The organism is Burkholderia sp. MSMB1078WGS (genome assembly GCF_001528895.1).
Classification (GTDB): domain Bacteria; phylum Pseudomonadota; class Gammaproteobacteria; order Burkholderiales; family Burkholderiaceae; genus Burkholderia.
Genome location: NZ_LPDI01000033.1, coordinates 1 through 13,201 on the forward strand (window position 1 = coordinate 1; position 13,201 = coordinate 13,201).

Annotated in this window: 7 protein-coding genes; 1 reads left to right on the top strand and 6 read right to left on the bottom strand. The window is 66.9% G+C overall.

The features are described from left to right. The first annotated feature begins 412 nt into the window (after positions 1–412). Entirely contained in the window at positions 413–850 is a 438-nt protein-coding gene (locus WT24_RS07700; protein ID WP_257127443.1) for an ATPase, read from the top strand. Positions 851–1,002: 152 nt separating this feature from the next. Here WT24_RS07700 and WT24_RS07705 read toward each other — a convergent pair whose 3' ends face one another. The 6 genes from WT24_RS07705 to WT24_RS07735 all read right to left on the bottom strand — a co-directional run bounded on the left by WT24_RS07705 (position 1,003) and on the right by WT24_RS07735 (position 13,168). Beyond that, complete coding sequence (locus WT24_RS07705) at positions 1,003–1,680, bottom strand: DUF429 domain-containing protein (RefSeq protein ID WP_059503468.1); 678 nt, start codon at positions 1,678–1,680, stop codon at positions 1,003–1,005. Between the two features lie 9 nt (positions 1,681–1,689). Then, positions 1,690–2,214: an HD domain-containing protein gene (locus tag WT24_RS07710; protein WP_060032355.1), complete on the bottom strand. Its 525-nt coding sequence runs from the start codon at positions 2,212–2,214 to the stop codon at positions 1,690–1,692. A gap of 135 nt (positions 2,215–2,349) precedes the next feature. Further along, complete coding sequence (locus WT24_RS07715; RefSeq protein ID WP_060032358.1) at positions 2,350–5,820, bottom strand: YhaN family protein; 3,471 nt, start codon at positions 5,818–5,820, stop codon at positions 2,350–2,352. 3 nt (positions 5,821–5,823) lie between these two features. Then, positions 5,824–7,074, bottom strand: coding sequence for a DNA repair exonuclease (locus WT24_RS07720; RefSeq protein ID WP_059793180.1), 1,251 nt, complete (start codon positions 7,072–7,074; stop codon positions 5,824–5,826). 429 nt (positions 7,075–7,503) lie between these two features. Beyond that, a complete protein-coding gene (locus tag WT24_RS07730; protein WP_060032364.1) occupies positions 7,504–8,274 on the bottom strand; it encodes a hypothetical protein in 771 nt (256 codons plus the stop codon). 532 nt (positions 8,275–8,806) lie between these two features. Continuing rightward, positions 8,807–13,168 (bottom strand): thioester reductase domain-containing protein, encoded by a 4,362-nt coding sequence (locus tag WT24_RS07735; RefSeq protein ID WP_082742122.1) that lies wholly within the window; start codon positions 13,166–13,168, stop codon positions 8,807–8,809. Between the last annotated feature and the right edge of the window lie 33 nt (positions 13,169–13,201).

Genomic DNA, 13,201 nt, shown 5'->3' on the forward strand with positions numbered 1-13,201 from the left:
AGCAGAGAAGCGAGATTATGAACCGTGTTTCGCAGCGCGTCAACAACTTTCTGCACGACATCGTTGCGACTGCGGGGCCATCTTCCTGCGCCGCCGGGCTCGCTACTCCCGAACCTCAACAGCACCGCTTCCCTTCCTCCCGCGCCGCGTTTCCGTTAGCGCGAAAGAGGCGTGATTCTATGCAGCCGCCCCCTTCCGTGCAAGCTCTTTGTGAAGAAAGTTCGAAAAAGCCTCCGTGCGCTGCCGCGCACGGAGGCTTTGGGCGCGACGAGCCGTAATTTACAACACGCGCCACCCTCCAAAGATATGACGAACACGTCTTTGCTCCTATATATAAGCGGACGCGGAACGCGCAAGGAACCTGGCGCGGTCGAGTATCATGCCGCGACCGAACCACGCATTCATATCGACGATGGACAGCATGACTCAACCCGGCGACACCGACCTTCGCGACGAATATGCCACCCTGCGCGAACGCGCGATCCGGCTGGAAGAACAGGTCCCGCCGCTTCTGCAACGAATCTCGGATATGCTGCCGCGCATCAGCGGCGAATCCGAACTGGCGGACGCGCATCGCGAGCGGCTCGTCGGCGCGCGCAATGCGGCGCTGGTCTCGATCGAAAATTATCAGCAGGCGATTCCATTCCTGCAGACGGCCGACTCGATCATCGAGCAGTTGGACAAGACGCCCGAGCGCGATGAAGACATCGAGTGGCGGGAATCGCTGCTGCAACGTCTGGACGAGCTGATCGACGTCGCGGTCGTGATGATCGACGATGCGGACAGCTACTTCGAGCATGCACAGGCATGTGACCTGCCCAGCGTGCCGAAATCCATCCTCGAGGATTGAACAGGCTTCCTCGAATCGCGCGGTGCACCGGCCTCGCGTCGTATCCGACGACAACCGCTAGCTGACAATCTTCGTCCCCGCGCCGGCCGCCTCCTCCCCACCCGAAGCGGCCACCCTGCAACCGCCACCACGCGCAGAGCCGGACATCGCTCCTACGGTGAATCCAGCACGATCGTCTCGCTCATCATCGGCACACGGATGTATCCGCCCGCCGCATCGCCATACGCATGCGCGTTCCCGTCGATCACGTACTGCGCCGTCAACGCGCACAGGGTCGCGTCTCGCGCATCGACGGAGCGCAGCATCGATACGTCGATTCCCAACCGCTCCAGCAATTGCCGGCGCTGATTGCGCTTCTGCTTCGCCGACGCCACGGCCTTGCCCAGCATCGCGCAGGTAATCGCATATGGATAGGTCTCGAAGCTCGCACGTCCGCCCGCATAACGCGCGTCGGTCAGCAACGGATAAGCGTCCGCGAGCGCGCGGTAGACGCGCTCTCCCATGAACATCCAGTCGAAGAAGCCCGACGTGCTCGCGATGGCCTGCTCGCGCGACGGTGTCGGGAAGCACGAGATCCGTTCACGCGCGAGCGCCTGTTCGGCCGCGCGGCGGCCGCTCCCCGCCCACCACAGGCTCGGTGCGTCGACGCCAATGGCCACGACGTCATGGGCGAGACATAGTGAAGGCAGCGATTCGGGCGCGATCCGCGCTTCCCGGCAGACGACCGTCGAGCCACGCAGGATCACGAGATCGCACAGCTTCCTGTCGCCGCCGACATCGACACCCGCCACGGCGGCCGGTTCTTGCGCGGCGGATCGGGCCGATCGCATGTGCGTGCCTCAGTCAGCCGGCCGTGCGGCGTACGCGGTGTCGAAGATCGCCTCGAGACCGGGATGGATACCGCGCATCGGGTCGACGACCGACTTCGCCCAGTCGAAATACGCCTGCTTGCGTTCGAGCGGCCAGTCCGCAGGCGGATGCCGGGCGATGTCGCGCAGGTTGCAGATCTTGTCGGCCAGCTTCACGAGCTTCGCGCGCCGGCTGATGGTGGGCGCGTGCTCGACTTGCAGACGCTTGCGCTCGTCCTTCGGCAGCGACTTGTCGTCGGTAACTTCCATCACGATGTCCGCCACGTCCTTGCCGAACAGCCGCAGCAACTCCTGCTCGGTCGTCTCCGTATCCTCGACCGTATCGTGCAACACGGCCGCGACGATCACGCGTTCGTCCTCGACGCCGGCCTCGTTGGCCAGCACGTCGGCGAGCGCGATCGGATGATTGATGTACGGCGACGCCTCTTCGTCCTTGCGCCGTTGATTGCGATGCTTGTCCGCCGCGAACGCAATCGCGGCTACCAGCTTCTTCATATTCACCCCTCGTGTGGCCAGACCCGCGACCGCCGAACCGGCCGCGTGCGTTTCGGAACCGCTCATACTACCTGTACGCGATGACCCTTCCCGTGCGCCGGCACCCCGGCGTACTCCGCCGCGTCACGCGCCGCATCACGCGCCGGCCGGCGCGCGCTGCAACTCGACCACGTTGACCCGCGCGCCGAAGACGTCCTTCACGAGCGGCAGCAGGTGGTCGTGGTGCGTCAGAAACAGCACCTGGGTGCGCGTCGACAGATCGCGCAGCGCATCGAGCCCCGCCTTCGCGCGCGCGTCGTCGAAATTGATGAACAGGTCGTCGGCGACGAACGGCAGCGCCGTGCGGCTGCCGAGCTGCAACTCCAGCGCCGCGATCCGCAGCGCGAGGAACAACTGATCGCGCGTCCCTTCGCTCAGCCCGGCGACCTCGACCGACGTTCCCCTGGTACGCCGTGCATACAGCGCGGGCGGCGTCCGTTCGGTATCGACGGTCAGCTTCGCGAATTCGCCCAGCGTGAGTCCGGCGAAAATCTCGCCCGCGCGCCGCAGCATCGGCCCCTGCTTCTGGTCGCGGTAGCGATCCGTCGCCCACTTCAGCAAGCGGCTCGCCGTGGCCGCTTCCAGATACTGTTCGGCCGCATCGCCCATCGCCGCAAGCGCCTCTTGCCGTTTCGACTCGGCGACGGCCGCGTTCGCCTGGCCGTCGATCGCGCCGAATGCCTGATCGGCCACGACCTGCTGCTGCGCCAGCTCGTTCAACCGCTTGCCGATATCGCCCAGCGACTGCTTTACCGCTTCGAGATGCGCCGGCACGTCGGCAATGTCCTGTTCCACCACCTCGGCCTCGACGGCGGACCGGGAAAGCCCGTCTCCGTCTCGCACCAGCGCCTCGTGCGCGGCATCGACCGCCTGTCGAAGCTGGCGCTGACGATCCGAGCGCTCGGCCAGCGGCAGCGCCGCGTCGATCGATGCGACGCCGGCCAGTTGCAACAGCGGCTGGATGCGCGCGTCGGCGCCGGCCACCGCGGCAGCCGCGTCCGCAACCTTGCCGTCGGCCTGCCGCACGGCCTCGTCGGCCCGCTCGATCGCACGCGCGATTTCCCGGGCGGCCGCGAGGCGCATCGTCAGCCGGCGCGCCACGTCCGGCCAGTCGCCGCTCGCCAGCCACTCCGGCGCGAGCGCTTCGGCGAGCCGCCTCGCGCCGGCCTCGAGCGCGGCCAGCTCCGCGCGGATCGCGGCGATCCGGTTGCGCGGCGCGTCGGCATCGGCCAGTTCGGCCGTCACCGTATTCGCGAGACCGAGCGCACCTTCCGCCGCGGCCAGCGTCGTCGCGCTCGCGGACAGTTTCGCGTCGGCCAGCGCGTCGCGCCATTGCGCTTGCCACGCGTCGTAAGCCGCTTGCGCATGGCCGACCCGCGACTGTGCGATCGCGCATCCGCGTTCGGCTTCCCGCGCGCGATCGTCGAGGCTGTCCTTCTGTGCGGCCGCCTTCTCGGCCGACTGCACGAACGTCTCTGCAACGGCGACGAGCGCGGCCAACCCGTCCGATTCGCCGCCCCGCGATACCGTCAGCAGCGCCGCACGCAGCGCGGCTTCGGCGCCGGCGCGGGCAGCACGCATCGCGTCGAATTCGCGACGCTGACGATCGAGATCGACTTGGGCGGCGAACACCGTGTCGCGCTTCGCGAGCCAGTCGCCCATCGCCGCCAGCGGCATGCCGGGCACCGCGGCCGCCGTCGCGAGCGCGGCCCAGGCGTCGCGATGTGCGGCGAGCTCGCGCTCACGTTCGTCCAGCGCGGCCTGCCGGCGCGTCACGCCCGCACGCGCGGATTCGACCTGCTGACGCAAGGATTGCAGCGTCGCGGCGGCCTGGGTCGCGCCGAGTTGCGCATCGACGAGCTCGTCGGCGAGGCGAATCGCGTCGTCGAGCGCCGATGCGCCCGTGGCGAGATCGACGGCGCCGTTGCGGATATCGCCCCACGCGCCATCGCGACGCGCACGCGCCGCCAGCACGTCGGCGGTCGTGACGACCTTGTGGTTCTCCGCGAAATGCTTTTCTTGCAGTTCGAGGCGTTCGAACTCTTCGAGCGCACCGTCGCGCGCCTCGCGCGCGGCGGCGGCCGCACTGGCACGCTCGCTGTCTTCCTTGAGCAACGCGCCGAGCCGCGCCGCCGACGGCACGTCGAGCGCACGCAGCGCATCGACCGGCATGCGCCACTGGCCGAGCGCGTCGAGCGCGCTGGACAGCGTGCGTTCGGCGGCCGCGATTTCGTGCGCCAGCGCCTGCTCGCGCGGGCCGCTGTTGCGAAAGCCCTGCGCATCGGCCAGCGCCGCGCGCAATGCTTCCGGCACGTCGACGGTCGACAGGCGCGCCTGTTGTTCCCGGACCTGCGTCAGTTCGCGCGTGCGTTCGTCGAGCGATTCGCGCGCACCGGCAAGCGCCTGGTGCAGCGCGCCATGTTCGCGCAGCAGGTTCGCGACGGTCTTCAGCGACAGCGCCGTCGGCAACGCGGCGCGCAGCGACGCTTCGTCCGTCGGCCAGCCGAGCTGCGCGGCCGCCGACGACGCGGCGGACAGATGCCGCTCGACGTCCGCGCCGAGCAGCAGCAGATCCTGCGCGTGATTCATGCATGCGCCGCGCAGTCGATCGAGCGCCTCGATATCGGCTTCGAGCGCCAGCGTGTCGGCATCCGCGACGATCGCGTCGCGCGCCTGCCGCTTCGCGAGCAGGTCGGCGCGTCGCTCCTCGAGCACCTTCTGCTCGGCCGCGAGATCGCCCTGCGCTTTCAGCAGATCCGCATACGCGGTCGGCGGCAACTCGACGACCGCGCCCAGTTCGGCCAGCGCGGCGTCCTTGACCGTCAGTTCCTTCAGGTACGGCGCGAGCCGTCGCACGCGTTCGAGCTTCGAGCGCAGCGCTTCGAGCCGGCGTTGCTCCGCACGCGCCTGCTCGATCTGCTGCTCGACCGCTTCGCGCGCATCCTTGCGATCGACCCAGTCGCGCGTGCGCACCTGGACCGTCTTCAGCTCGGCCACGGCTTCGTTGAACGCCGTTTCGGCCAGCGTAAATGCGCTGCCGCTACGACGCGGCGCCCACAATTCGAGCGCACGCGCGTCGAGTTCCTCGCGCACTCGCCCGAGGCTGCCGACGCCGGCAGCCGATTCGAACAGCACCTGGCCGAGCTTGTCCGATGCGTCGAGAATGCTGCGACCGCCATCGACCAGCCGCCCGTGATCGAGCCCGAACATCTGCTCGAAGAATTCGCGCGTCGCGCCGTCGAGGATCGCCGTCAGATAGTCGTCGGGCAGCTTGTCGTCGGCCGGCGTGCGCAACGAACTGCGCCCGCGCGCACGGTGGAACGCGAGCTCGCCCGTGCCGCTCTCCAGCACGCCGCCGATCCGCAACTCGGGCGTGCTGTGCAGGAAATCGAGCGGCGTCTGCAGCTTCATGCCGAACAGCAACTCGGACACGGCCGTGCGGATCGTCGACTTGCCGGCCTCGTTCGGCCCGACGATCACATGGAAATCCTCGCGGGCCGACGGGAAACGCAGCGTCTCGTCGGTGAACTTGCCGTACTTGATCAGATCGAGCTGGCCGATGCGCATCGCTTACTCCCCCCTCGCCAGCCGTGCCAGCAACGCGGGCCCGACCTGCTCGACCAGCGCCGTCAGCTCGCCCGCACGCGCCATCGTCAGCAACGGCACGTCCTCCTTCACGTCGCTGCGAACCTTGCCGACGAACGGCTTCAGGTCGCGTTCGAGCAGCGCGAGGAAATCCGGATCGCGCGCGGCGTCGGCCAGAATCTGCTTCAGATCCTCCAGCGCCTCGAGCGGTTCGCTTTCGCCCGGCTGCCGATCGGCGGCGGACGTCGCGAGCCGGACCTTCTCGAGCCACAGCCGCTCGTTGCCGATGATGCCGATCTGGTTCAGCACCTCCGCACGCAACTGCGGCGCGCGGCCGAAAAAGAGACCGTGCGCGGGCGTGCGCCCGGTGACGGTGACGCGCACCGCGCGCGGCACGTGGCCGTCGACGGTCAACAGCGCCTCCAGCGACTGACCGATCTTTCTCGACAGATCCGCAACCGACTCGCAATCGGATGCATCGACCGATACGGCTTCCCAGCGCAGCACGTCGAGATACAGGCGCTCGACCTGTGTCTTGCCTTGCTCGACCGTCACGAGTACCGCGCCGCGCCGGCCCGTCTCGCGGATATGGCGCCCCTGCAGGTTGCCGGGAAACACGACGGTGGACGCGCCCGTCCATTGCTGGAATTCGTGCACGTGGCCGAGGGCCCAGTAGTCGTAGCCTTTCGCGTGCAGTTCGGCCAGCGTGCACGGTGCGTAGTTCGCATGCGCCGCATACCCTTCGAGCGCCGTGTGCAGCACACCGATGTTGTAATAGCCGGGCACCGGATCCGGATAGCCGATCGCGAGATTGTCGACGACGGCCTTGTCCTTGAAGCTCTGCCCGTGCAGCGCGACGTCGAATTCCGGCAGCCTGAAGGTTTCCGGCTTGCGGTGGCCGAACACGGTGACGTTGTCGGGCAGCGTCAGCTTCTTCGTCATCTCGCTTTCGGCATCGTGATTGCCGCCGAGCACGAACGCGCGGATGCCGGCCTTGCGCAGGCGGCCCATCTGCTGGCCGAAGAAGATGCCTGTGTTGTGATCCTTCCAGTCGCCGTCGTACAGGTCGCCTGCGATCACGAGGAACGCGACTTCCTCTTCGATCGCACGATCCACGAGTTGCCGCAGCGCCTCGCGCGACGCGTTGCGCAACTGCGCGGCCGGCGCGTCGGGATAGGCGCTCAGGCCGTGCAACGGGCTGTCAAGGTGAATGTCTGCCGCGTGGATGAACTTCACGAAGGTTCCTCTGTTTCATGACGAAGGGGCGATGCCGCTCGCGCACGCCATGCCGTCATGCGTCGTCCCGGGAGCCGCTGGCTTGCCGCTGCGCATGCGACACGCGTCGGACAGGGTCGCGCTGCCCGCTGCAAGCGGGTCGGGATGGTACCTGAAAGCGGGTAACGACATGCGTTCTCCGTCGGTCCGGATGGCGGGGAAGCACGCGATACCGATGCGAACCGACATTGTGCCGCAGCACGAGCGGGCGACGGCGATACCGCGCCGCTGAAGAACGGGCAGCGCACGAAAAGACGGCCACGCGATCGTCCGGTCGCGAGGTTGCGCTCCGGACCGTGTTTCGAGCGAAACGAAACGGGAACGGCGTCGAACGGGCAGCAGGAAAGCACACTGGATTGCCCCGCGTGCGTCGCGATGCACGCGGGGCGCTCAGTCGCCGCGCGGGACCGGCGGCGGCGCATAGCCGCTGTCGTTGCCGGGAAACGGATTCGCGTTGCGGCGCAACGCGTCCTCGTCGCTCTCCTTCTGCGCGAACAGCGCGACGCCGATCACGCCGACGTTCGCGGCATCGCCGTACTTCGAATTCGCGACATAGCTGTCCGGCACGGCCGCGAAACGGAACGCGGCGACTTCGTCGCGGCTCTTGCGGAATCCCTCGATCGTCAGCGTGCGGCCCGGATACAGCACGTAGCCGCCGTTCGCATAGCTGCCCGGCCGCCCCGACCGCACGTCGAGCCCGTCGACCGTCGACACGACTTCGAACGCGCGCCGCCCCTGGTTGCGCAACACGATCATGTAGCGCGAACCCTCGACGCCCGCCATGTGCCAGCGGCCGTCGCGGCGCGCGAGACGCAGCGGCGCGCCCTTCTCGTCGGTAAACGACAGTGCGATGTCGCCGTTCGCAAGTACGACGCGAGTCGGCAGCCGACGCACCTGCGACGCGGGAAGATGGCCGGGCAGCACGTCGTCGTAGTAAACCGACGCGAGATCCGTCGGCGACGTCGGATCAGCACGTTCGAATTCGACCTGCCGGGTTTCGGATCGCACCGACTCGCCCCACGCGGTGCCGAGCCCGCGGCGCTCGCTGGCGTCCGGTGCGGGGGCGGACGCGGCGGTACCGGGCGGCGGCGGGGGCGGCGCCACACAGGCGGCCAGCCAGAGCGCGCAGGCGAGCGCGAGAAGACGGAACACAAGGGACATGACGTGATGCCTCGGAATGTTATCGGACCGCGCCGGGCAGGCCGGATCGGCACTTTTGTATCGTCTGTCGTCACGGGTATCGATCGGACATGCCGGCCCATGCCGGCCGGCGCTGCCATCGCGGCGGTCGGCTGTCGGGAGCCCCGCTATTTAAGCATGACGCGCGGGCATTGGGCACGGGGGCGCCCCTCGATCCGGGAATGATCGAGCGGAGACCCCTCGGTGATGTTCGTTGGAGATATTTTTTCACCGATGCAAGCGTTGCTGTCGGGCGACCCTGCGCACACGCACCGTCGAAGGCGCTTCGACCGCTCGCGATCCGAGAACACGGTCGGCAGACACCGTTTCGATGCCGGCTCGACCCGCCCGACATGCAAGACGGCAACGCATCGCTTTCGGGCAATGCGGGAACCGGGACGACGGCGGCCCCGCCTTCCCGGGCATCGACTATTCGACGGGGCCGGTCGTCGCGCCCCGACGCCGCCGACTTCAGATCATCGTTTCGCGCTCGGTCGCACGGGCGAACCGCGGCTCATGCGGTGGCCAGCCTTTCATGCGGTTGCTCGAGAAAACCGTCTTCGTAGAAGTAATCGAAGAACGTGCGCAACCAGTCGTTGGCTGGACGCAGACTCGATGCGAGCACGTCACCCGCGAGCCGCTTCAACTGGGTGACGTCGATCGGAAGAATGCGCCCGACCGTCGGATCCGCAACGGGATTCAATTTTTTGAGTACCGGAATCAGCATCGAAAGCGGATGCGCCGGATCCTGCCGGACATGTTCCGCCAATGCCGCGAGCCACGCGTCGTAGCTCATCCGTTCGATCGCGAAGCCTTCGTCTTCGATGAAATCGACGAGCGCGTCCAGCGAGTTCCAGCGCGGGTTGATCACATGCACGCCATGCCCCGCGGCAGTCGGGTCGAGCGACGCGCGTACGATGATCCGGCTGACGACGTCGACGGGCAGGATGTTGTCGAACCCGACGTCGCGCGGCGCCTTTCCGAACAGGATGATGCCCTTGATCAACCGACAGAACAGATCGTCCAGGTTCATCCGCCCGCTCGCGGCATGCCCGACGATCCGCGCCGGACGATAGACGGTGACGGGAACGCCGCGCGCGTGCGCCTGCGCGAGCAACTGCTCGGCGACCCATTTGCTTTGTTCATAGCCGCTCGTCAGGTGTTCGTGGAACGGCACCGCGAGCGTTTCCGGCAACGCATCCGAATAACGGTCGAGCGTGCCGACCGTGGACACGTAGTGAATCGGCGTCACTCGATGCAGGCTCGCCAGTCTGACGATGTCCTGAGTCGCAAGCACGTTGACCTGCTTCAGCGTCGCGTACGGGTAAACGAAGTTGACCAGCGCGCCGTTGTGGTAGATCGCATCGATTTCACGCGCGAGCGCGTCGAAAGCAGCCGCCGACAAACCCAGGTTCGGTTCGCCAAGGTCGCCCGGCACGGCCACGATCCGTTCGCGGTACTGCGCGTCCCACAAGCCATGCGACCGCATCGCGGCCTCGATACGTCGTACGCCGGCGGCCGGATCGTCGGCGCGGACCACGCACATCACGCGCGCGTCGGTCGTCGCGAGCAACGTATGAAGCAGGTGCACGCCGAGGAAGCCCGTCGCGCCCGTGAGCAATACCGTGCGATACGGGCGCAACACATACGGTTGCCGGGTCTCGATTGCCGGGTCGAGCCGCGCTTCACCCGACAAATCGACGGCCGGCGTATCGCGACGCACATCGCCATTCGCGACACTGGCAGCCAGGCCGGCGATCGTCGGCGCGGCCAGCAGCGTTTCCATGTCGATCGGGTGCTGAAGCCGCTCGCCGATCTGATACAGCATCACGGTCGCTTGCAGCGAATCGCCGCCGAGATCGAAGTAATTGTCGTGAATGCCGATGCGTGGCTGCTTGAGCAACACGCACCAGATGTCGTGGATCGCCGTTTCCACGATGTCGCGAGGCGCCGCATGGCGATCATGCTGGCGAACCTCCACGTCACCGGAAAGCAGCCGGACGCGATCAATCGTTCCTTTCGCGGAACGCGGCAGAGCGGCGAGCGCGACAATTGCGCCGGCGGACAGTGCCGGCATGCCGCGCTGCCCGGCCAGTCGGCGCACGATGTCCGCGGCGTCGGCCGTCGCGTCCTGATGGAACAGCGCATGGTCCCATTGTCCGTTTTCCGCGATCCGCTCGACGAGCGCGACTTCATCGACACCCGCCTGCCGTGCAACGTCGGCCTCGACATCGAGCCAGTCCGCCGTCGTCTCTTCGGAACACGCGCGTCGGTCGGGCAGCCACGTATGACAGCCATGCTCCGTGTGCCACGCGTCCAGCGTCGTGCGCAACCACGTGCCGTTGCGCGTGACGGTCAGGCTGTCCCGGTCCGGCTTGCCGTTGCGCAACATCAGATCGGGCACCGAATGCCCCGACACGACGAGCGTACCGAGTGCATCCCCACCCGCCGGGTTCAGATGGGTGTCGGCGACGAACACGGATTCGTTTGCCGATACCACGCCCGATTCGACGCGATCGAATCCATCGGCCGACGAAACCGCATGCGGGAGCGACCATGCAGGCCAGCACAATCGCCGAAAGCGTTTCGCGCCGGGTGCGAGCTCGGCGAGTCTCGCGGCGTCCTCACGCGTCAACGAGCGTGCATCGGCCATGACCCAGTCGGTGCGAAGCGCGCCGGCCGACAGCATCGAGGAGGCGCGGACGATATGACGCGTCGCTTCTGGACTCAGGACGATACCGTTCCAGTGCGCATTCGGAGCCGCCGCTCGCCGCAGAAACGCAGGATCGCCGGCGCTCGCGATCTGGTGCAGCGACAGTCCGGCACTCAGTGCGCCCAGTACCGTCCACAACGCCGTATGCGACAGCGGCCCGTCGCCCAGCGCAACATCCCGTGATGCGCCGGCCGGTACCGTCGCTGCGAACGCACGCGCGGCTTCGACGAGCTGGGCGTGCGTATAGCGCATGACGCGCCAATCGCCGTCGACATCGCGCCGCAGCAACGAACAGGCACCCTGCACCGGGTCCGAACGATCGTCGAGCGCACCGCCGATTTGCCCGTACATCGGATCCCGCTCGTCGAATACGTAACACATGACGCCGGTCAACGGCGTATGCTGCGCAGTCGTCACGCAGCTTCGCAGCGGTTCCGGCGACCAACCGCCATCGACGATCGCATCGAACGCGGACGATGGCAGATTCGGGTCGGTCATCACACAATCGATGCCATACGTCAGCCCGGACAGCAGCAATACCAGCCCCGAGACGGGGTCATCGCATGCAATCAGCACACGCTCGCCCGGCCGATAGCCGAAACGCCGCCATTGGCGAACAGCACGCTGCACGCGATCGGCAATCGTTCCATAGGTGACGCCGTGCGCGCTGTCCGGCGACTCGCGCCCGTCCAGTCGGGAAAAAGCAATTCGATCCGGCGTGCGAGCGGCATGCGCGGCGATATGCGCCGACAACGTCGCGTCGCCAATCGACGCGGATGCGGATGCGTCGGGCCTCGCGCCGGTACTCGTCGACGATCGCGCGTCGAGCACCAGGTCGCACACCTTTCGCGGGGTCGCGTCGACCAGGACTTCCAGGAGTCTGCGGTATTGCAACGCCATGCGCTCGATAAACGCCGTGTCGAATCGGGCCGTGTCGTAGGTCAACTGAATCGTCAACGTATCCGTCGGCAATACGATCAGCGCCAACGCATAACTCGTTTCCTCGACGGCGCGCGGGTCGTCGATCCGCCACCCGCAACTCGCCGTGAGCCGGTCGAACGCATCCCGGCCCGGATAGTTCTCGAATACGTAAAGCGTATCGAAGAGCGATTGCTGGCGCGGCACTTCGCTGCATTTCAATACGTCCGCGAGTGCACTGTGCGCATGCTGTTCCAGCCGTTGCGTATCGGCTTGCAAGCGTCGCAACCAGTCAGCCGTATCGAGCTCGCCGTCGAGCGTCGCACGCCACGGCAACGTGTTGATGAACAGACCGGCCATGCGTTCGATACCGTCCACCTCCGCGCCACGCCCCGATACGACGATGCCGCCGACGACGTCGTTGCAACCGGCGTAGCGCGCAAGCAGCATCGCCCACGCGCCCTGACAAAGCGTATTGAGCGTCACCCGGGCGGCGCGGCATGCGCGGCCGGCCGCCTCCATCCATCCGGCCGGCATCGTGTCGGCCCGAACCGACAACGTGCGACGCGGCTCGGCGCCGCCTACGGCACCGTTTGCCGGCGAAGGGAATACCGACGGCGCGAATCCTGCCGGCCTGCGATAGCCGCGCAACAGATCGCGCCAATAGTCGAGCGAACTGTCGCCATTGTGTGTGCGCAGCCACGCAACGTAGTCGCGATAGTCCCGCGCGAGGGCAGGAAGCGGCGCATCCGGACGGGAATAGCGCTGGAAAACCTCGCCGAGCAGCAACGGCATCGACCAGCCGTCGAGGATCGCGTGGTGATAGGTCCAGAGGAACCGATGCCGTTCGTGACCGAGCTGGATCAGCGTGACGCGCATCAGCGGCGCGACGCTGAAATCGAAGCCACGTGCACGGTCGCTCGCCAGCAGGTGTTCGAATCGATCGGCTTGCTCGTCGGCCGCTCGATCGCGCCAGTCGATCACCTCGAACGGCAATCCGACCGTATGCCGGACGACCTGCAACGGATTCTCTTCATGCAGGCGAATGAACAGCGTCTTGAGTGTGTCGTGGCGATGCACGACCGCTTCCCACGCGCCGCGGAATCGCTCGAGGTCCAGCGGGCCGTGCAACACGCAGGAAAATTGCTCGACGTAGATGCCGGAGGCCGGGTCGAGTCGCGAATGGTGAAGCATACCTCGCTGCAGAGGCGTAAGCGGGTAAATGGTGTCGACGTTTCGGGTCATCCTGGATTCCTGGTGCGGTCATGCTCGACGAAC